General features: G+C 54.4%; 14 protein-coding genes. 6 read left to right on the forward strand and 8 right to left on the reverse strand.

The annotated features are described in order from the left end of the window. The first annotated feature begins 1 nt into the window (after position 1). Positions 2–355, forward strand: a complete 354-nt coding sequence (locus IPI29_02490) for a hypothetical protein (protein MBK7411403.1) — start codon at positions 2–4, stop codon at positions 353–355. After that, positions 352–2739, forward strand: a complete 2388-nt coding sequence (gene ccsA, locus IPI29_02495) for a cytochrome c biogenesis protein CcsA (protein MBK7411404.1) — start codon at positions 352–354, stop codon at positions 2737–2739. The genes IPI29_02490 and ccsA overlap by 4 nt, the downstream gene beginning before the upstream one ends. Here ccsA and IPI29_02500 read toward each other — a convergent pair. The 8 genes from IPI29_02500 to IPI29_02535 form a co-directional block, all read right to left on the reverse strand. After that, positions 2629–3201 (reverse strand): pseudouridine synthase, encoded by a 573-nt coding sequence (locus IPI29_02500; protein MBK7411405.1) that lies wholly within the window; start codon positions 3199–3201, stop codon positions 2629–2631. The two genes, ccsA and IPI29_02500, sit on opposite strands and share 111 nt — an antisense overlap. Next, positions 3198–5189 carry an IgGFc-binding protein gene (locus IPI29_02505; protein ID MBK7411406.1) on the reverse strand — a complete coding sequence of 664 codons (1992 nt, stop codon included), beginning with the start codon at positions 5187–5189 and terminating at the stop codon, positions 3198–3200. The genes IPI29_02500 and IPI29_02505 overlap by 4 nt, the downstream gene beginning before the upstream one ends. Further along, complete coding sequence (locus tag IPI29_02510) at positions 5174–6292, reverse strand: glycosyltransferase family 4 protein (GenBank protein ID MBK7411407.1); 1119 nt, start codon at positions 6290–6292, stop codon at positions 5174–5176. The genes IPI29_02505 and IPI29_02510 overlap by 16 nt, the downstream gene beginning before the upstream one ends. After that, complete coding sequence (locus IPI29_02515) at positions 6292–8337, reverse strand: OmpA family protein (GenBank protein MBK7411408.1); 2046 nt, start codon at positions 8335–8337, stop codon at positions 6292–6294. The genes IPI29_02510 and IPI29_02515 overlap by 1 nt, the downstream gene beginning before the upstream one ends. Then, entirely contained in the window at positions 8337–12659 is a 4323-nt protein-coding gene (locus tag IPI29_02520) for a choice-of-anchor D domain-containing protein (protein ID MBK7411409.1), read from the reverse strand. Before IPI29_02520 ends, IPI29_02515 begins: the two co-directional genes overlap by 1 nt. A 111-nt stretch (positions 12660–12770) precedes the next feature. Continuing rightward, on the reverse strand, positions 12771–14780 hold the full coding sequence (locus IPI29_02525) for an OmpA family protein (GenBank protein ID MBK7411410.1): 2010 nt from the start codon (positions 14778–14780) through the stop codon (positions 12771–12773). A 63-nt stretch (positions 14781–14843) separates the two neighbouring features. Next, a complete protein-coding gene (gene nth / locus IPI29_02530; GenBank protein MBK7411411.1) occupies positions 14844–15491 on the reverse strand; it encodes an endonuclease III in 648 nt (215 codons plus the stop codon). Further along, positions 15478–16110, reverse strand: coding sequence for a glycosyltransferase family 2 protein (locus IPI29_02535; protein ID MBK7411412.1), 633 nt, complete (start codon positions 16108–16110; stop codon positions 15478–15480). Before IPI29_02535 ends, nth begins: the two co-directional genes overlap by 14 nt. Before the next feature lie 26 nt (positions 16111–16136). Here IPI29_02535 and rsmG point away from each other — a divergent pair, with 26 nt between their 5' ends. Genes rsmG through IPI29_02555 form a run of 4 tightly spaced genes read left to right on the forward strand, consistent with a single transcriptional unit; the run spans position 16137 to position 21313 of the window. Next, on the forward strand, positions 16137–16796 hold the full coding sequence (rsmG, locus tag IPI29_02540; protein MBK7411413.1) for a 16S rRNA (guanine(527)-N(7))-methyltransferase RsmG: 660 nt from the start codon (positions 16137–16139) through the stop codon (positions 16794–16796). A gap of 53 nt (positions 16797–16849) precedes the next feature. Next, positions 16850–17494, forward strand: a complete 645-nt coding sequence (locus IPI29_02545) for a DUF4159 domain-containing protein (protein MBK7411414.1) — start codon at positions 16850–16852, stop codon at positions 17492–17494. A gap of 7 nt (positions 17495–17501) precedes the next feature. Continuing rightward, the gene (locus IPI29_02550; protein MBK7411415.1) at positions 17502–20963 is read left to right on the forward strand and encodes a hypothetical protein; all 3462 of its coding nucleotides are present in this window, start codon (positions 17502–17504) and stop codon (positions 20961–20963) included. Beyond that, positions 20960–21313: a hypothetical protein gene (locus tag IPI29_02555; GenBank protein MBK7411416.1), complete on the forward strand. Its 354-nt coding sequence runs from the start codon at positions 20960–20962 to the stop codon at positions 21311–21313. Before IPI29_02550 ends, IPI29_02555 begins: the two co-directional genes overlap by 4 nt. The last annotated feature ends 64 nt before the right edge of the window (positions 21314–21377 follow it).

A 21377-nucleotide genomic window follows, 5' to 3' on the forward strand; every position in this document is an offset into this window, starting at 1 on the left:
CATGCTCAAGAAGTTGATCATCATTTCCGCTGTTCTTGGCATACCGCTCGCGGTATGGATCGCCTCAACGTATGGCGACCTCAAGGAAGTGACGTTTGAAGGCGCTCAACACACGGAGACAACATCCGAAAGTGATCAAGCACCAAAGGTCATCATCGTGTCCACCATTGTGGATGCGACAGGAGCCCCTTCCTCGATCATCTGTAAGGACGAGTCGGGAGCAGAATTCCGCGCTCAGTTCACAGGCGCACAACCAGAAGGTCCGTTCCTGAGTGGACAAGTGGTGCGATTCGTAGGGCACGTACACGGCGGTGGCGACGCTTATTTCCATGCAACACAGGTATACGCCAAATGATCGGTCAGATCCTTATCCATGTCCTGTTCGGAATGGCCGTGACCTCCACCGTACTCTACGGTCTAGCCATCCGCAAACCAGAGGGCTCGGTCTATGCTCGCATAGCACGAGTGGTCTTCACGATCCTTGCGCTAGGACTTGTGGCAAGTTCATCAATGTTGGTGGTGAATATCATTCAACACCGCTTCGAATACCACTACGTTTGGAACTACTCTTCCAAAGAACTGCCCCTTCACCTTCTCATCGCCTGCTTCTATTCAGGTCAGGAGGGGAGCTTCTTGCTTTGGACGATGCTGGTGGCACTGATCGGTGTATTCCTCACGCCGTATGCCAGACGTCACAAGTATGAAGAACCGGTGATGATGTTCTACGGACTCATCCTTACGTTTTTGACGTTGTTGTTGGTGGTAAAGAATCCCTTCGCGTTCTATTATGAGACGTTTGCTGCTGATGGGATAACCATTGCAGATGTCCCTCTCAATGGTAGGGGGCTTAACCCACTCCTCCATAATGCATGGATCACAATCCATCCGCCGATCCTGTTCACAGGGTTTGCCTCGATGAGTGTGAGTTTTGCCTTTGCCATGGCGGGACTGGTTCGAAAGGATTATCACAAGTGGATATCCATCGCGTTGCCGTGGACATTGTTCGGAACTGCAGTCCTTGGTTTCGGCATCATGTTGGGCGGCTTCTGGGCCTATGAAACACTCGGCTGGGGTGGCTTCTGGGGCTGGGATCCGGTGGAGAACTCATCGCTCATTCCGTGGTTGGTAACGGTAGCTCTCGTACACGCCATGCTGGTGCAGAAGCGGACACACGGACTTGTGAAGACGAACATGATCCTTGCCGTTGCAACGTTCGTGATGGTGTTGTACTCAACCTTCCTTACACGAAGCGGTGTTCTCGGAGATACATCTGTACACTCCTTTGTTGATCCCGGCAAGTTCGCGTTCTGGATCCTGTTGTTGTTCATGCTGACCTTCACCACGATCGGTGTTGGCATGGTACTGGCACGACGCAAGGATATGAACGTCAACCGCGAGGAGTTCGCTCCCACAACACGGGAGTTCATGCTTTCCATCGGCTCAGCATTGATCATGGCCAGTGCCATCTTCGTTACCGTCGGTACGTCGTGGCCGGTGATCATGGAAGTGATCGGTCAGCCAAAGGTTGCCGTTGCCACAGACTTCTATAACAAGGTCCACCTGGTCCTTGTCCCCATGGTACTGATCGTGAACGCCTTGGCGTTGATCGTGCAGTGGCGCAGCACTCCACGACACCTCCTCATCAGACGTTCGGTGGAGGCCGCGGTCATCTCTGCTGTATGCACGGTTGGGATGGTTGCTCTCGGCGTACACGAAGTAGGACAGATCATCCTAAGTTTCTCTGCATGGTTCTCCCTGGTGGTGAACATGCGCGTTGGTTGGAGCTTGATCACACGATCATCGACGATGGCCGGCGCCTATGTTTCTCATACAGGCATCGCGCTTCTCATCTTTGGTGTGATCACTACGTCGTCGTATACCGAGACCCACCATGCCATGCTAACTCACGGCGTTCCAACCAAGGTGGGGGAATACACGCTGACGTATCTCGGTAAGGAACAGATCGAGAAGCACTTTGTTGATCGTGAGAAACTGCGCTATGATGTTCGGATCGAAAAGGACGGCGAGTCGCGCGTTGTTGCACCGGTCTTGTACTGGAGCGACTTCAACCAACGTCAATCCGCATTCCTCGAGCCTGGCATTCGTTGGGGCGTGATGAACGATCTCTACGTCTCACCAAAGGCAACGGAACGTGAGGATCTGTTCTTCGGAACGGACATTCAAAAGGGGGCTACCATCACGTCGCCCATCGACTCCACAGTGAACATCACGCTCGATCGATTCACCATGCCGATGGAGGAAGGGGCTTCTTCTGACGGTCGTATGCAGATGGCGGCGATGCTACGCGTTGCGATCAACGGCACAGTTCATGATGTAAAGGCGCTTACGAAGATCGGAACGGGCACCGGCGGCCCTACGTTTGAACCGGTGTGGGCTGATGTGCCTGGAACCACTACATCTATCGGACTCTCGGAGATCGTTCGGAACAACGATGATCCATCGAAGTCAAAGGGCAGACTCCAATTCCGGGACACGTCGAAGCCGATGCGAACGCCTCGGGAGATCTTCACCGTTGAATTCTCTGTGAAGCCTTTTATCTCTCTTGTGTGGATCGGTGTGATCACAATGGTGGCAGGCTTTGGCTTCTCCATCGTGCGGTACACGCGCTTACTGAAGCAGCGCCCTACGGTGGTCAGATCCAAGAACGCACCACTGCCCAACGCCGAGGTTGAGGTGGTTGAGGTGAAGACCGCCGATCCGAATGCGGATCAAGCGTAGCGTAGGAAATCCGGCTGCTGCTGTCATGCGACGGACCTGACGGTTCTTTCCTTCTGTCAACGTCAAAGCGATCCACGTGTCAGGAATGTTCTTGCGCACGCGGATTGGGGGCGTGCGGTCTTCGATCACTGGTTGCGGATGAAGCACCTCAGCCATGCATGGCAGCGTGAGCCTACCCTTGATCATCACGCCAACTTCCAGGACATGTAGCGTCTCCGTTGTTGGCAGACCTTCCACCTGCACCCAATACGTGCGTTCATGTGCTGCGTCCGGATCCAAGAGGTAGGTGGGAAGCCCCTTTTCATCACTGAGGATCAAGAGCCCTTCGCTATCTGCGTCAAGTCTTCCTGCTGGATAGACGTTCTCCGGAAAGCCGATCTCTGAAAGCGTGCGATATGCACTTCCGGGCTCCGGTGTGAACTGCGAGAGCATACCGTACGGCTTATTGAATGCGATGATCATCGATGGAAATAGACGCCGGGCGGAAGTCCATCAAGTGTGGTGCCTACATATCGACCGCGGACATCGTAGTAGCGGCGTTCACGAGTGGTGACCGCCATGAGCGGATCGAAGAGTCGAGGTTGCTGATCAAGACACACATCGCTTGTGATCACTCGGCCATCTATGATCGTGGTCACAACATCCACCGTGTCACCTGAACCCGTGGTCCAGAGGATGTTGGCAAGTGTGCTCACCGTTACCGTATCTCGTCCCAGTGTATGCCAGCCCGGAACAATGCTGATCGTGTCACCCACGGACAACGTATCAAAGTCCAAACCAAAGGGAATGCTTCCCAACATCGTTGCTGGATCTTCCACGGTGGAGGTTCTCGGGACAAACGTTGAGAGATCCAGCATCATCGCGCCATCCAATCGAATAGCGCCCGATAAGAAGAGGTCGATCCGATCGCTGATGCTGTCCACCACGGCATGGATCGTATCAGCATCACCTGGAGCCCCTTGAATATCGAGGACACGTAATACGACGCTCGGGATATAGAGTCGATCGAACGCCATACCGCCTGTGTATCCATACGACTCTGCGGGACCATATCCATAGACAACGATCCCGAAAGCGCTATCGCACAATACCTCGTGTTGTCCGGCTGCAACGTTCATATGCACGTAGGCATACGACGTTCCGGGGATCGCCGTTGGAGCAGGGGAAGGGGCTCCATCGATCGTGAGCGAGGCAACGGCGGAGATCGGTACCACACATGTGATCTGATGTTGACGGAACACTGGTGCTCCAACTGCCTGAGGTTCAGCATTCGCAACTCGGTAGGCGTTCAAGAACTGTTCTACTGGAGGCATAAGAATAAGCGACGGATCACCGGAACGTCGTACTCCTCCGGTGCTTCTGTTCGCAGATCGATCGATGATCGTAACCAGCACCGGCTTTGTTGAGACGATATCCAGAGCAGTGGTCAGTGGCAGATCCCAGAATTTGCCTGCGTCGATCTGCCACGGGAGCGATCCATTCACTTGTACCAAGGTGCTGTCCACATCGGCAACGATGCGACATACCGTTACGTCGCTTGGCCCAGCCGATTGGAAATCATTCGGCCTTCGCAGTGGTGGAACGATGATATGCTTACCCCAGGTGTCAGTGCTTGGGAGCTGCTCAACTAAGCAGTCTCGCGACGCTTCCTCAACAAGGATGGGCACCTGAGCACGATAGTGAGACGAGAGCATTACAAGTGGCTTTGAACCTGTGACCCGTGTTCCCGTGAGGTCATCGTTCTGACGCGTTTCCGTTACTCGGGCTTGTACGAGATAACTTTGACCCTTGTTGAGACGCACAGTGCGCCGCGTTCCGTTGGCAACAGAGGATCGACTTACACTCAGGTCGATCGTCACGTCGGTGTTGTCTTCTGTGGCAACAACAACAAACTGACTCGGATACACTGCTGTGAACGTGTAGATGGGGATGCCTATAAACGATGTTGTGTCAGCAACGGCGGTTGACGGGTAGGTTGATACACGATACGATGTGCCGAGAGCATCTGTGGGAAGCGACATCCATGCATCACTCGTATTTACATCACGCAACACAGCATATACGGTTACATCTGTTGTTGTCGTGACGTGGATACTCATTGGCATTGCCTTTTCGCAGTCTGCCGTAGATCCGTCAGGCGCGGTTACACCTCGATGTTCGTATTGAATTGTGGAATATCTGGTTTCCCACATTGCTGCTCCGGGAACAGTGAATGTTCGGATGTCAACGGAACCATCGCGTGCTCGAGCCTCGATACGTACATCGGTTCTCTGATCACAGTTGAAGAGAAGTGAAAGGAAGGAAGACGAGTCGCTTCCTTGCCTATGATCATTCGGCGGCACCGCCAACCAAAAGTCTCGGCCTCTGCTGTCACGAAGTCCTTGTGTGCGAGCATCGACAAAGCCGATCGCAAATAGCACGGATAATATGATGATCAGTCTCGTGACCATGTTGAGATCGTTCGTTCACAAAGTGAGAGCATCTCTTTGGCACTGCGATCCCATGTAAAGGACGACGCCCAGTGAACAGCACCCTCGCTGAGGCGCATTCGCAGTTCGGCATCAGTTAGAACATTGTTGATCATGATCGCGAGCTGCTCAATGTTCCCGTAGGGATAGAGTCCACCTGAGACGCCATTGCTAACCGAATCGCGCAGGCCGGGTACATCGGCACTGATCACCGGAGTACCACACGCATTCGCTTCCATATTCGTGATCCCCCAACCTTCCTTGATGGATGGATTCACTACCACATGGGCCCTGCTGAGGAGCTCAACCTTTTCTTCGCCGGAGACCCAGCCACGGAAGGAAACAGAATCTCCGAGGTTAAGGTTCACCACGAGTTCTTCGAGAAGGGGCAGATCGTCGCCTCTTCCAATGATCTGCAACCGCGCATCAGGAATGGCTTCGCGCACACGAGCAAAAGCAAGAACCACATGGTCAACGGATTTATAGCGCTTAAGTCGACCGAAGTACACAACCGTCGGCACGGCAGCCTTCTCCGATACTCGCATCGGGAACTCCGTTGGCTCGATGCCATTGTAGATCACATGCAAGTTGGAAGGGGGCAGGCCCAACGTAATACATTCCTGCCGTGTGCTCTCTGAGACAACGGAGATCGGCGTAGTGGCGTAGACGCGAGGGATTCTACGTTCAAAGAAGGAGACGTAGGCCGCGGAAAGCCTTCCCACCTCGTTGATCAGGCTATCACCAAAGAGGTGATGAATGATACCAACGATCGGACGGCGGATGTAGAGTGGCGACATGAACGGGATCTTGTTGATGTCGTCGATCACGATATCAGGATCAAGCGCTTGTCCTTCCGTGCGCCACCACAATGGAACGGAGAAGTTGAATGTAGAACGAGACCCTCGACGTATCACATTGATACCGTCGAGGGTCTCGCGTTCAGGAGCCCCTTCAAAACCGCATGACAAGAGTGTGACGGAGTGTCCCATTCGTGCAATGCGACCAAAGATCTCATGGAGGTGGGTCTCAGCGCCACCTGCTTGTGGATGTTTTCTGTCCTGCCAATTAAGAATGAGCAAACGCATTATCGGCGCGGCGTCTCCACCACGATCTCAACAGTGCGCGAATAGAATCGGCCTTCTGGCGTGGTGTTGTCATAGAGCGGGAGGCGCTCACCAAGACCGGTCACCGTTGCATTGGTAAGACCGAGGGCACTTGCCACTGAACGGGCACGCTGTTCGCTCAAACGTTGGTTGTAATCGTCTGCGCCGGAGCGGTCTGTATAGCCAACGATCTTGACCTGTGCATTCGGATCGATGCGTCCCTTTACGCTGTTGACGATCGCCTGATTTTCGTTTGAAAGGTCGGCCTTGTCAAAGGCAAAGAGAATGAGCGAGTACCTATCGATCGACTTGTCCACACCGCCGGAACGTTTCTTATCCTCAAGCGTGACCTCGCTAACAGGGATGACCTTCATTTCAGATGGAACCACATCTCCGGTTGAGTCCTGGACAACGAGCATGTACTCGATGTTGCGTGTGCCGCGAGGGATCACACCGCTCTGCTCTGAGATGCGCCAGTCCACAGATGCCGGAATAGGCTCTCCTGCGTGGAAGGTGCGGATGATGCGTTCGTCCTCAGAAACGAAGACAGTCCACGACGATATCGGCACACGTGGGTCGATGGACGGCATGAACCGCACACCGGCAGGCTCGAATACACGCATGGTATCGTTGGACATCACCGGAGCAAGGATCGAAGCATCGGATGATGCGATCTCTACGCGACGGTTCTCTTCACGTCCGTCGGCTTCGTTGACGTTTGATGGTGTTGCCGGCAAGCCGCGAGATTCAACAGAGATGCGATCTGCCTTGATCCCCCAGGTATCGACGAGGTAGGACTTCACGGCCGCCGCACGTTGACCTGAAAGATCGCCAGCTGCCTTGTCTTCGGCATTGTCCATACATCCTGTGAGTGTCAGCGTAGCCGACTCGTTATCCGTCATTCGTTTGCCGATGATGTTAAGCATCTGACGGTAGGTGACCATCGCATCGAGGTTGTAGAAGTTATCGAGCGAATACGAATCAACCTGATCCTGATTTATCCGGCGATACCGCGATGGCAGAGCTGCCGAGTTGTTATCGAAGAACACATACGGCAGAATTGGGCGTACGCGTGTTGAAGCGAATTCCTCGATCTTCAGACCTTGTGTGGAGCTTGTGCGGCCATCCTCGGTGATACCTGTTGCGGAGATATTTGAAACGAAGGCAACACCAGGAGCCCCCTTCACCGGAAGCGGAGTTCTACGAGCTACATCATACAGTTGATATTCATCAAGTGAATCTTCTACGTCCGGCGGAATGAACGTGAGAGCAAGTCCGGCGCGGAGATGTTGTACCTTCCACGAGACATCTTTGACGATGTCGAACGGGGAGAGCGTGAAGAGGACTTCCGGACTGAGGAACATCGTACGGCTGGAATTCAACGGCAGGTCATACGATGCACCAATGGTGAGGCCGAGAGCGAAGGCATTCACACCTTCGATATCGCCGCTCACAGCATTGCGTGTGCGACGTCCGGTTTCAAAAGTCGCATTCGCCGGCTGAACAAGAGTTTCAGATTGATCGTAGGTAGCCGTTACGCGATATCCGGCCATGATCCCGGCACGAAGAGAGAGGTCCGGCGTGAGTCTGTATCCGACCATCGGTTCCACACTGATCTGCGTGAACGATCCTGAGAGGTCGTGCTGGATCTCCGCATTCGTTGTAGTGCCATCACCGAGCACTGTTGGCAGTGTCTGCGTTGCGGTCATATCCACTGAATACGTTCCGTAGTGCATACGAAGATCAAGCAGCCAAGTTGGGTCGATCGGTGCGATATAGACGATACCGCCAAAGAAACCGATCCCGGAACCACCAGTGAATTCCGGACAGCAGTTTGGTACTTCAGGGAGGCGGGAGAACGATGCGCCGAAGATGTCATAAGAAACATCGCCGAATACACCGATACGCGGTTTATCTGCAACCGTGTTGTTCTGTGCTTGCGAAGGTGTGCCCATGATGAGCAAGAGAACAGCTGCAAGAAGAGTTGTGCGCATGGTGCGAGGAGTAAGGTTCATGTTCTGGGTCATTAGCGCACCACCTCGATTCGTTCAACGATGCGTTGGGATGGAGTAGTTAGGATCAGGAAGTATGAACCGTTCGGAATCGTCGTCAGGTCGAGCGGGATGAACCAGGAGCCCCCTTGCATCACTCGGTCTGCAACGGATCTGACCACGCGGCCGGTGAGGTCTACGAGATCAACCGAGGTTCGTCCGGCTTCTACTGTTGTAACAACTGCAGTAGTAGAGCCCGTAGCCGGCAGCGGTGCCACACGGATCCCGGCTGCTTGCTGCGTGAGTTCGATCAGGCGAGCACCACCTTCGCGACAGATGTCCGTGATGATCACTTCACCGTCGTGTTTCCGGATCTCAAGCGTGTCGGTAAGGACGAGTGAGTCAATGTGGATCACTGAAGACGTGTCATTACCCCATGATGTACGGAAGCGGAGCGTTGTTGCCAGTGAGTCCGTTGTTGGGATTGGGATCATCACGGCGATCTCTCGCATACCGTCTGAACGGAACGTTCCCATCGGCGTGTTGCCAGACGGAGTGAGGATCGTACCATTCACGAGCAATCGCGCATCCAGTTGGGTTACACTCGTTCGATCGAAGTTCACCTTGTTGCTGATGTAGACCGGTACGTCGATCTCTTGTCCGGTAGTAGCCCGAACACTACTGATACGCAGGTCTGCTCCGATATAGCTCTTGACTGTGGCGATCATGCGAAGGGGCTCTGTAGTTCCGCACACAGAGTCAACAAAGGTATAGGTCTCATCATAGACCGTGCCGGCGGTACCGCCGAGGAATCTCACGGTCATGTCCGACTGTTCACCTGGCTGCGTCACTTCGGGCGTGATGCTCTCAATGCGGAACTGTCCAACGATGATCGAGGTTCTTGGCCAGCGCAAAGCGACGGTACCGGTATTGATCAGGAGGAGTCGTTCAATGGCTTCCTGACCTTCGTTGATGTTGTTGAAGTTCACCGTCGGACGGGAGAGCTCAAAGCCCACCGAGTCACGTCGCGCGGAGATCGGAACAACACTTCTACCATTCACGGCATTCACCGCGCTTGAGGAGATCACAACCTTTGCGTCTTTAGCGCCGTTCTGGGTAGGGTTGAATGTGACGTTAAGAGTGATTGACTTGTTTGGCTCAATCGGGATAGGGTAGGCACTTGGTGCCGTTACGGTGAACTCATTTGCATTCGCACCCTCTACTCCGGCGCTAAAGACCTGAAGCTCGGTGTTGCCGTAGTTCGAAACCGTGATCGTCTGTGTGCTTGTTGGATCCGTGCAACGGTCCGTAGGGAAGAGAAGTGTGGAGGTAGTTGCGATCCGCCCGTCACCCGTTCCTTCACCGTAGAGTCGTACGCGGAACGGTGAACCACCTTGAACGTCGAAGACGAGTTCAGCCGCGAACCGTCCGAAATCCGTCGGTTCAAAACGAACCTGGATCTGCTTCTGCTGTCCGGGTTGAAGTGTAAAGTTGCCGCCCCCTGCTTGGATCGAGAATTGGTTCGACTGTGGTCCGGTGAGTACCGACGTAACCACGGTGATCGGCTGAGTTGCCGTTGATGGAGCGCGAAGGGTGATGATCGTGTCAACAATTGCTTGGTTCGCAACACGACGTCCGTAATCCACAACGACGGGAGCGATGAATGTTGGATTGACAGCATTTCCAGTTACTCGCACCCGGACGGTACCTGTGCCGGTCACAACATCCACATCTGCGGAGCGTGGACCTAGCTGCGTTGGCACAAACGAGACATCGAGCTGAAGCGGCGTACCGGCCGTGATCTGATCCGGGAGTGTGGTAGAGATGAGACCGAAGTCAGAGACATCTCCGCCAACGAATGAGGCACTCAGGATCTTCAAAGGAGCCTGGCCGACAGCCGTTACAGCATTTGCAACCTTGTCTGTTCCTGATCCGAGAGCAACACTTCCCATGTCAATGGCTGTTGCAGATGCAGTGGCGCCAACAACGCGGAAGTTCTGATCCGAGGCATCGGAAACGGAACCAATACCATCAAGGGTCCAGACGCGAGCAGTGAAATCCAATGAGGCCGACACAACACGTTTGCCGTTCGGTGAATAACTCGCGCTAAAGACCTGACCTTCATGTCCGGCTAATGATGATGCAAGTGTGAGGTCCGAAGCGGTATAGATCTTCACCGTTCCGTCTCCGCCCGACGAGAGCACAGACGCATCATCTGGTGAGAAGTCGAGGCTGAGGATCGGAGCGATCACTGCCGGCGCTGTACTGATCTGTGAACCGGTGGTTGCGTTGAATGTAGCAACAATGAAGTCCGTACCGCCTGTTGCAACGCGTGATGCTGCCGTGTTCAAGGCAACAGCATAGATCTCACCAGTACGACCGCCGGATTCAAGAGTGCTTACAATCTCGAGCGTATTGGCATTGCGAACAGTAGCAGTAGTGCCTTCTGCAACGGCGATCACCGAGCCATTGGTTGCCATGTCGATGTCATAGACCGGACCTGTCGGAACAACCTTCACGGTTTCTGTTGACCACGTTGCAGTTGTTACAACGGTGATACTGCGTCGCGAGCCAATGAAGAGTCTCTTCCCGTCGGGACTGAACGCAACAGTGAACGCTTCACCGTCCATCGGGATCGTAGCGATCCGTTCGCCGGTAGCGTAATTCCAAATGCGGACGGAACCATCGAAGCTCGCAGAGGCAACGTTCGTTGTGTTTGGCATCACGGCCAGAGCCCATACCCAGTTTCCGTGGACGCCAACGAGACGCTCTTGCGTGCCGTTGAAAGCATTCCAGAGCCGGACGGTTCCGTCGTGACCACCCGTGAGAACCTTCTGTCCGTCTTCGGTGAATACAGCTGAGTAAAGGGGCTGATCAGATCCTGTGAGTTCTACGATGTTATCCGGATCGATCACTGTTCGTGATACACGAATGCGATAGGAATCTGAAACAGCAGGACCTGGCTTCCATGCATACGAGAGTCCGTTGGCTGATTCCGCCAGGGGTTTCCATTGTGCGCCACCATCAACACTGTATTCGAGTCGGACCACGTCTTGCGGTAGGACATTTGTCCACTGGATCACGGTGTCCGAACCGGCAATGAAATTCTCTCCGCCATTCGGCTTGAGCAGACGAAGTTGTTCTCCGGCGAATGGACTGCCCCCTCGAAGTGAGATCCGTGGAAGATCGCACGTGGCCGACGTAAACGTGAGCTCGGCATATTTACCGTTAGGAGTAACCGATGAATACTGCACCGTAAGAAGTAGGCTTTGGTCCTTGCGAATGGTCACCGGGAAATTGGGAGGTGACACGAGCGTGAACTGAGGGTCTGAAATGGAATAGGCATTCAGAACCACGTCTTGATTTCTGGCAATGAGTGTTACCGACCGAGAAACGTTGTTACCGGCGGATGGTCTGCCAAACTCGATCCCGAGAGGAGATACCTGCAACACGGACAGCGCGTTTGCCGGCAGTACATATTGGCCGGAGCGAACTGTGGTTCCAATGGTAAATGTTGTCTGTCGAACATTGTTGCATGACGTGGTTGACGTCCACGTGGTTGAGCACGATGGGAAATTCTTCGCATCGGCTACAAAACCGCGGGCCCATGCTGTTGCATCAGCGATCGTCGTGACCCTCTCCGTCCATGCTCCGCCGCTAGAATCGGCAAGTCGTTTGAGTAGATCGGAAGCTGCATTGTTCATGCAGATCACGTAGACCCGAATACCAAACGTCCGAGCGATTGCAAGGGAGGCTACAACATCAAATGAAGGGGCTCCATCGGTCATCAGGAGCAGGGCGCGGTTATTGCGCGCATTCTGGAGGTGAGTGAGACCGCCCATTGGTTGACTCAACAAGCCAGTGGTGAGATTCACGCCAGCGGATGTACGCACGTTATCAACCAAGCTCGTATAGGTGACCTTGTCCGTGGACAACCCAAACAGTAGGTTTGCTTGTGCATCAATGGTCAACAATCCGATCTCGTCCGACGTTGATGTGAGAAGCTGCGGCACACCGCGAGCCGCATTCTTCATCAGATCCATGGCAGATGGTGACCCCGTCGCTGTTGATGCGGAAACGTCCACGGCAACAACGAGTGAGAGATTGCGGCCTGCATTCGACGGCTCACACGATGTAGTGGCCGTTGCCTGTGTCCCGTTCTCCGCAACGGCAACATCCGACGCACTGAGCGACTGGGGCATCCCAGTTGCATCGAGCGCATAGATCTTTGCGGACATGGACGGGTACGCACGTGCGTCGATCCGTATTGGGACGAACGTCTGTGCTGCTGCCGACGTGAATGCGGTGATACTAACGATCGCTAGTAAACCTGCGATGATCGCCTGCCGAACTCTCATGGAACCTCCGTGCTGTCAAGATGATACGTCTCGTACCCGAAACGAGGCACAATGATACCACAAACAGCAGGGACAGCCAATGGTTACAAAGGGTTAGATATCCCCACCTGATCAGCGCACGGGGCTCACGAGCTCGATCACCACGGTCCGGTTATAGGCACGACCCTCAGGGAGGTCATTGGGGAAGTTTGGATCGGCCTCTCCAATGCCCTCAACCGCGGCGTCCGGCACGTTTAGAAGGCGAGCCACCTCCCGTGCACGGCGCAAGGAAAGATCTCGGTTGTATTCATCAGATCCCATGACGTCGGTTGCACCGATCACCTTGACCGTGGTGCCCGGCTTCATTCGAGAGCGGACATACTCTAAAAGTCGAGCATTGTCACCCGAGATTGCCACATCATTGAACTCAAACAACACAAGCTCAAAACGCTCCACCAGAATGTCACCAAGATTCTCAACGCGTTTATTGGAGATCGTCAGGTGCTTTACGGAAATAGTGTCAACTGCTTCGGTGGACTTCCCAAGACTGTCGGTCACAGAGAGAGAAGCGATGAACGGACTTCCAGTAAGCTTGCGCAGGTCTGCTGTCTCCAGTGACACGTCGCGATATCGGTCGGCCACTGCTCGTTGGTCACTCATGTCGATCACTTCGTTGCCCTGACGCAGGGTAACCTGTGCTGTTCGAACCCCGCCAGCCGCATAGATGTTACTCTGAAGGCGGAGCATTGACGGCGCTACGGATACTGCAATAGAACCAAGAGAGACTGGTCCGCTGATCGAAGCGTCAGAAGACGTGATCTCAACGCGACGATTCTCTTCAGCGGCAAGCACAGCCATTTCCGGGTCGCTGCCCTTGGTGGCCCGGGTTGGCACGTTGCTGGCGCTAACGGATATGCGCGATGGTGCAACACCAAGTTCGATGAGTTTGTCACGGACACGTTCAGCGCGAGCACGCGCGAGAGGCATTCCATTATCAGTAGCAGTGCCCGATGTATGCCCCGTGACCTTGATCGTAGCCCGTGGAGAAGCTGCAAGACGCTGGGCTATGATGGCCAATTCGCCATGGGCAGCCTCAAGCGGACTCAGTCCGATGGTGTCCGTGCGTGCACGTTCTATACCTTCGAGGTAGCGTTGTGGAATGTCACTTGCCCCCTCATTAAAGTAGATGTGGCCGAGCAGCGGATGGAGTGTGGTTACCTGTGTTTCCTCGATCTGGATCATAGGATCGTTGATCACGGTGCCGTCCGGCATACGTCCACTGACCGTGATAGAGGCTGTTGGTGCCGGAACAATGACCACCGCCGGTGGAGGAGGAATAAAGGCAGGGGGCTCAGCAGGCACCTGATTCGTGGTATCGGCTGCCGGTGAGGAGCTGAGTTGCCATCCGAGGGCGATGCCAAAGCGGATCTGCGCAACGTCCCAGGTGACGTTGGAGGCCACGCCGGTAAGGGGCAGGTGGTAGGTGAACTCTGGAGCGAGGAATGTTGAGCGTCCGCGGCCAATGGGCAGAACATAGCGAACCCCGCCTACAAGCGTTGCGCGGACACCTGCGGCATCTGGGATATCAGCCTCTGTGTCAACCCAAACACGGTCGTCGCCGAGATACGTCCCATAATCCTCGGGTTTGGTTAGCGTTTCCGTCTGGTGGAAGGATGTTGTTAGCGTTAGCCCAACACGAGCGCCGAGCATGAGATCAAGTCCGCCAACCACACGAAAGGCAAGGAGTGGCTCGATACCGATACTCGAAAGAGTAGCATCGAGTTGATGGGTGAATGTTGCGTCAACAACCTTGGCCGTGTCTCGCAGGTCGGCTACAAACGACTGTTCTTCATCGGTCATACTCCCGTTCTCTGTAGAGAAGGTAAGTCGACCCAACAACCGGAACCGATCGTTGAGGGCAAGGCCATACCAGCCCCCTAGATAGAATCCCATCCCTGAACCGCCGGTGAATTCCGGACAGCACGACGGATAGGTGCCGAGCTTCCCAAATGATGCGTTGTGGTCATTATATGCCCCGCCGCCAACGATACCGATCTCGTTCTGGGCATGTACGGCGAGCGATCCGAGGATCGAACAGAACAGAGCGAGTAATACCGGTCGGAGGAGTGGGGTGGAGATCATAGGTGTGCGAACATAGAGAATCGGAGGTATACCTATGTGGTGTTGGGGACGAAAAACGTGACGCTATGATGCTGACGGACACAGATCGCTGACCGGACAGGTACCACATTGCGGTCGGCGTGCGATACACGTCCGCCGTCCATGCGTAATGATGGCGTGGTTCATCGTGTTCCAGCGTTCCTTGGGTACGAGCTCCATCAAGGCATATTCGATCTTCACCGCATCCGAGGTGTCAACCATACCAAGCAGGTTCATGATGCGAGTTACGTGCGTGTCTACCGTGATGCCCGGAATGTTGTAGCAGTTGGACAGAACGCAGTTCGCGGTCTTCCTGCCAACGCCTGCAAGCGTGATGAGTTCTTCGAGCGTGGAGGGCACCGTGCTGTTGAAGTGTTCGATCAGCCGTTGACAACAACCGCGTATACTCTTGGCCTTGTTCTTGTAGAATCCTGTGGAATGGATGTCCTGCTCAAGTTCTTCCACGGGAACGAGCAGAAAGTCTTGCGGCGATCGATACTTCTGAAAGAGGTCATTGGTAACGATGTTCACACGATCGTCCGTGCATTGGGCAGAGAGGATCGTAGCGATGAGAAGTTCAAACGGAGTTGTAAAGTCAAGACCCACCTTAGCATCGTGATATACCACCTCGAGCCGATCCAGGATCTCGTTCATACGTGCGGTCTTTGCCGCCTTGGATTCACGTTTGGCCATAGGTGTTTGTAAGCGAATCAGGTGAGACGCGGTAGTAGATATAGGTTGGATGGTCCGTTCGTGCGATCACCACACCGCGGCGTGTACAACGTTCGTAGAACAGAGTGTCTTCGGCATACGGGACAAGGTCGAAACCACCCACCCGGTCAAATAGAGTCCGTCTGACCACAAAGGTTCCACCGACGATACAGTCATTCACGTGGATCTTCTTCGTTGGGTCGTCCTTGTCGATCACCATTTCGTCACCCACAACCCGAACTCCGCCATGGAGCAGCTGCACCATGCTGTAGGCCAGGAGCATGGCCCTGCGTGACGACAAATGATCCGGTTCATACTCATCGTCACTATCAAGGAACGTCACAAAAAGCCCCCTTGCCAGCTTGATGCCAGAGTTCCGGGCAGCAGCCGAACCTTCATGGTCTTTCGTCACATACCGTATTCGTGGGTCTGCCTCTCCGTACCTTTGTACGATATGGTCCGTTCCATCCGTCGATCCGTCATCGATAATCAGTGCCTCCCAATCTTCCTCGATCTGTTGTTGAAGGGAAAGAAGGGCGCGTTCGATCAGATGAGCACGTTGAAAGGTGCAGATGATCACGGAGAAAAAGGGGATCGTCATACCTGTCTAAACTACGCAACCACCCTATGACGCCTGTAGATTTCTGGACAACGTGCAGTGCGAACAACATCGTGATCGATAAGGCGCAAGTGGATGCCCTAAAGCGTTACCACGATGAGTTGTTATACTGGAACAAGAAGGTAAATATGATCTCCCGGAAGGACGAAGAAAACGTCTGGGAACGTCATATCCTTCACTCCCTTACCCTCATGAAATACGTGACCTTTCCTCAGAAGGCCCGGGTTCTGGATGTCGGTACGGGAGGGGGCTTGCCCGGACTCCCCATCAAGATCGCACGTCCGGATCTGAAGATGCTCCTGGTTGACTCCATTCGTAAGAAAACGTCGATGACCGACATGTTCGCCCAACACACCGGACTCAAGGACATCACGGTCCTGAACACCCGTGCAGAAGATCTTGCCGGCGAACCGCACTATCAGCACGCCTTTGACGTTATCATATCGCGTGCTGTTGCCAAGGTGGATCTCTTAATCGACTGGGTGTATCCGATGATGAAACCCAATGCGATCTGCGCCTTTCTCAAGGGCGGAGATCTGTCGGAGGAGATCGCCGAGGCCGTGGCCAATCACCCTGGACTTTCTGTTCAGGAGATCCAGATCGAAATGTTCGGTATCCCATGGTTCGTTGAAGACCAAAAGAAGGTTGTTCTGTGTCGATTCGCCTGATCGTCGTTGTTTTCTTCTTCCTCTGTGCCTCTCTTTACGGGACGGCACAACGAATTCCTGCGCCCGTCCAGCCACGTACGGTTCAACAACCGGCCGCACAGCAGTCGGCCGTGAAACTAGCCCGCGCCAAATATTCGGGCGGGGGAGACTGGTACAACGATCCAAGCGCCGAAGTGAATCTCCTTCGCTATGTGCGGGCACACACGAACATCCTTGTTGATGCGGTGTATGAGTTCGTAGACCTTGGGACGGATAATCTTTTCCTCTATCCGATCATCTTCATGACCGGACACGGAACAGTGAATCTCACAGAGAATGAGGTGCGCAACCTCAGAGCCTACCTACAGAATGGCGGATTCCTGTATGTCGATGACGATTATGGAATGGATGCGTCGGTGCGTAAGGAGCTCAAACGTGTCCTGCCCGACCAAGAACTGCGCGAACTTCCCTTCGATCATCCGATCTATCATAGTCACTTTGACTTCCCGAACGGACTTCCCAAGATCCATGAACACGATGCCAAGCCCCCTGAAGGACTAGGATTGTTTGTGGACGGCAGGTTGTGCGTGTTCTATACCGTAGAAACAAATCCAAGCGATGGATGGGCAGACCCCGAGGTTCACCATGATCCACCGGAGAAGCGCGAAGCATCATTGAAGATCGGTACGAACATCATTGTCTATGCATTGATGAGATAACACACCTGTGACGCGACAACAGATCATAGCTCGACTCCATTCCACCGCCCGCTCAGAACAGGCGTGGTCGGCTGTGCGCGGTCTTGGCTACGCCTCGATCGTTGTATCGAGCGTTGTCCTCGTCTTCCTCCTTACCGAAGCCATCCTCAACGGCTCGATGCAGGTGCGCACCGTCCTGTGGTGGACAATGATCGCAGCTGCACTCGGCGCTTTCGGCTATTGGGTAGTACCCGGACTGCTTCGCATGTTCGGTCTGCTTCCGCTTGAATCGCCAACAGAAACATCGCTGCGTGTTGGTGAGGCATACGAAGATGTGGGAGACATGCTTTGCAATGTTCTCCAACTCACAGAGGAGGGGGCAGGCACGTCGGAGCTAGCTGCCGCCGCCTTCACGTCCGTTGCCCACACGGTAGAGAACAAGGACTTCGGTGTTATCATCGACCGACGTCGGCCGCGGTTTGCGGCCTTGGTTGGCCTTGCAAGTATTGTAGGCCTCGTAGGTATCACGGCCCTCACGCCCGGCATCCTAGGTGCCGCGTGGGCAAGGATCGTGAATCACAACGTGTCCTATGTACCACCAGCCCCCTTCAAACTCACGATCTCACCGAAGAAAACATCGGTGATGCGAGGTACGGCCACACAGATCGAAGTGACAGCCACCGGGGTTGCACCGGCAGAGATCACGGTTCATATACGTGAGGCCGGTTCGGACAGATACCAGCCGTTTGTGATCCGAAGAGATACCGGTTCCACCTATCACTACCAACTCCCGGGTCTTGCACAGACCGTGCAGTTCTATGCCGAGGCAGCATGGCTTGAAGATGGTGTGCGGACAGATACCGGGATGATCTCGGTGATCGACAGACCATTGGTGCGAACACTCACAGGGAGGGTAGTGCCCCCTTCCTACACCCGCATGCCCCCTACGGATATCAGTGAACAACAAGCCGATGTAACAGCACTGACCGGTTCACATGTTGACGTCTCGATCGTTGCGAACAAGGATCTTGCAGAGGCACGGCTCGTGATCATCTCGTCAGCCGGTGATTCATCTGCTGTCGATACATCCATCGTCAGCCTCGAAGCACGAGGGACCTTGGCCAAGGGGCGGTTCACTGTTTCCCGCACGGGCACGTACCATATCGAACTGCGTGACAAGAACGGTCAGGTCAATGCCGACCCGGTCAAATACGGGATCGTTGCCCTCACGGACGCCTATCCGATGATCTCCCTGCTCGAACCAACACAGAACGTTGAACTCGATAAAGAGGCGCTGGTACCGATCGTTGCGTCCATTGCTGATGATTATGGATTCTCCCGACTCCGACTGTACTACCGCCTCACGGCATCCCGGTATGCCGAGCCGGAAAAGAACTTCCGCTCCTTCGATATCCCGATCATTGGTGAGGGGGCTGTTCTGGATGTACCGTATATCTGGAACATGGCCAAGGTGGATATCACACCGGAAGATGCCTACGAGTTCTATCTGGAAGTTGCTGATAACGATCAGTTCGGCGGACCGAAGACCGCGCGTACGTCCACGCTGACAGTGCGTATGCCGTCGTTGGACGAGGTTTTTGCCGAGTCCGATAAAACACAAGAGAACGCCCAACGCGAATTGAAGAACCTTGCCAAGGAAGCAGAAGAGGTAAAGCGCGAGGCAGAACAGCTCCAACGTGAGTTGCAGAAGCAACAGTCACAGCAGAAGCAAGAAGCATCGTGGTCCGAGAAGAAGAAGGCAGAAGAACTGATGCAACGTCAGGAAGAGTTGCAGAAGCGGATGGACCAGGTTGTGCAGAAGATGGAAGAGATGACGGAAAATCTTCAGCAGAATCAAGCCATCTCGCCGGAGACCCTCAAGAAGTATCAAGAGCTGCAGAAGCTCATGAAGGAAGTGAAGTCGCCCGAGCTTGCCCGTATGCAGGAGCAGCTCAAGAAGGCCATGGATCAAGTCTCTCCCGAAGAACTCCAGAAGATGATGAAGGAGTTCAAGTTCAACGAAGAAGAATTCAAGAAGAACCTAGAACGTCAGTTGAATCTGCTCAAGCGGATGCAAGCCGAGCAAAAGGTGGACGAATTGCAGAAGCGTGCTGAGGAACTCGCGCGTAAACAAGACGAATTGCAGCAACGCACGGAACAGTCCAATCCGAACAACAAGGAAGAGAACAAGAAGCTCGCAGAAGAGCAACGCCGGCTCGAAGAAGATCTCAAGCGATTGGCTGAAGAGGCCAAGGAGCTCGAGAAGCTCATGAAGGAAGTTGGCCAGGACATGCCGCAGGAGAAGATGGAGCAGGCCCAGAAGGATCTCGATCCGCAGGGCACGCAGGAGAAGATGGACCAGGCCAGCGACCAGATGGAGAAGGGCGAGAAGCAAGAAGCTTCGCAGAAGCAGCAGCAAGCCTCGCAGAACCTGCAGCGATTTGCGCAGCAGATGAAGAACATGAAACGCGAGATGAAGCGCAACAGTCAGAAGGAAGCCATGCGTCAGATGCAGAAGGGGATCAACGATCTTCTCGATGTATCCAAGCAGCAAGAGGAATTGCGTGAGCAGATGAAGAACATGGATCCCAATTCATCGCAGTATCCGCAGATGGCCCAGAAGCAACAGAAGTTGCAAGAGTCCATGCAGAACATTGCGAACAACATGATGCAGCTCGGTCAGAAGTCGACGAGTGTTTCACCCGAAATGGCACAGGACCTCGGTGATGCCTTACAAGGGATGAAGGACGCCATGCAGTCGCTCTCCGATCGTAACGGATCCAAGGCACAACAAAGTCAGTCCGGGGCGATGAGCTCCATGAACAGCGCCGCCTCCCGCATGAGTGAATCCCTTGCGTCGATGATGCAAGGGGAGGGGGCTGGGCAGGGTGGTCAAGGACAGACGCCGGGTCAGGGCGAGGGACGCGGGATGAGCCCCTTCCAACGACTTCAGCAACTGGCAGATCAACAGCAGTCCATCGGTGAGGGTATGAACCGCGTGGGGCAGGGTGGACAGCAGATGGACGAGAAGCAGCGTGGTGAACTTGGTCGGCTCGCCGGACAACAGGGCAGGGCGCTCAAGGCATTGCAGGAGCTTGAGCAGGAGCGCAAGAAGATCGTTGGTGACAAGAAGCAGCTTGGCGACCTCAATCAGATAGCGCAAGACATGCAAGAGGTGATGTCCGACATGCAGTCCGGCAACATCACTCCCGAAACACGTCAGCGTCAGGACCGGATCCTTTCTCGTTTGCTTGATGCATCACGGTCGATGAACGATCGTGATTACGAGAAGTCACGAGAGTCCAACAGCGGTCAAGACGTCACACGTCGTTCCCCAGGCGCCATCGATCTACCCGAGCAACAACGTCAGTCCATGCGCACCATGATGCAACAGCTTCGTCAGGGATATTCCAAGGACTACGAGAACCTCATCCGTCAGTATTTCGAAGCCCTGCAACGTCAGCGACTCTCTCCAAGCGCAAAACCATGATCAAGTTGCTTGCACTCACATCATTGCAAGCCATCCTTGGCGTTGGCGGGATCGCCATGCTCACACGTGCACTACATGGCAAGCCCATGGAGCTGCGCGTGATCACTACAGCGCTCTTCACCACAGAAGGCATGATCGGAGCGGTGATCCTCTTCGGCTCCTTCATCGTAATGAGCGTCATCCTTTCCTTTGCAAAGATGAGCGTCTACATCCCGCTCAACACGGCGCTTACATTCCTTGTGACCATCATCCTCACCGTTGCGATGGGTCAGGAACGCGTCACCCTCACCACCGCCCTGGGCATGGTCCTCATCGTAGCCGGCGTAGCATTGGTGAGTGCAAAGAGTTAGGCATCTCGCGCTAGCGTGACTTAGTTACCATGGAGGCGTTGGGAACTTCATAGAATGCATGATT

The organism is Ignavibacteria bacterium, from assembly GCA_016707005.1.
Lineage (GTDB): Bacteria > Bacteroidota > Ignavibacteria > Kapaibacteriales > Kapaibacteriaceae > UBA10438.

What these genes read in the sequence shown, in the direction of transcription:
- IPI29_02520 (MBK7411409.1), bottom strand. Translation starts at nt 12,659, where the DNA reads ATGAGAGTTCGGCAGGCGATCATCGCAGGTTTACTAGCGATCGTTAGT.
- ccsA (MBK7411404.1), top strand. Translation starts at nt 352, where the DNA reads ATGATCGGTCAGATCCTTATCCATGTCCTGTTCGGAATGGCCGTGACC.
- IPI29_02535 (MBK7411412.1), bottom strand. Translation starts at nt 16,110, where the DNA reads ATGACGATCCCCTTTTTCTCCGTGATCATCTGCACCTTTCAACGTGCT.
- IPI29_02555 (MBK7411416.1), top strand. Translation starts at nt 20,960, where the DNA reads ATGATCAAGTTGCTTGCACTCACATCATTGCAAGCCATCCTTGGCGTT.
- rsmG (MBK7411413.1), top strand. Translation starts at nt 16,137, where the DNA reads ATGACGCCTGTAGATTTCTGGACAACGTGCAGTGCGAACAACATCGTG.
- IPI29_02510 (MBK7411407.1), bottom strand. Translation starts at nt 6,292, where the DNA reads ATGCGTTTGCTCATTCTTAATTGGCAGGACAGAAAACATCCACAAGCA.
- IPI29_02525 (MBK7411410.1), bottom strand. Translation starts at nt 14,780, where the DNA reads ATGATCTCCACCCCACTCCTCCGACCGGTATTACTCGCTCTGTTCTGT.
- IPI29_02515 (MBK7411408.1), bottom strand. Translation starts at nt 8,337, where the DNA reads ATGACCCAGAACATGAACCTTACTCCTCGCACCATGCGCACAACTCTT.
- IPI29_02490 (MBK7411403.1), top strand. Translation starts at nt 2, where the DNA reads ATGCTCAAGAAGTTGATCATCATTTCCGCTGTTCTTGGCATACCGCTC.
- IPI29_02505 (MBK7411406.1), bottom strand. Translation starts at nt 5,189, where the DNA reads ATGGTCACGAGACTGATCATCATATTATCCGTGCTATTTGCGATCGGC.
- nth (MBK7411411.1), bottom strand. Translation starts at nt 15,491, where the DNA reads ATGGCCAAACGTGAATCCAAGGCGGCAAAGACCGCACGTATGAACGAG.
- IPI29_02500 (MBK7411405.1), bottom strand. Translation starts at nt 3,201, where the DNA reads ATGATCATCGCATTCAATAAGCCGTACGGTATGCTCTCGCAGTTCACA.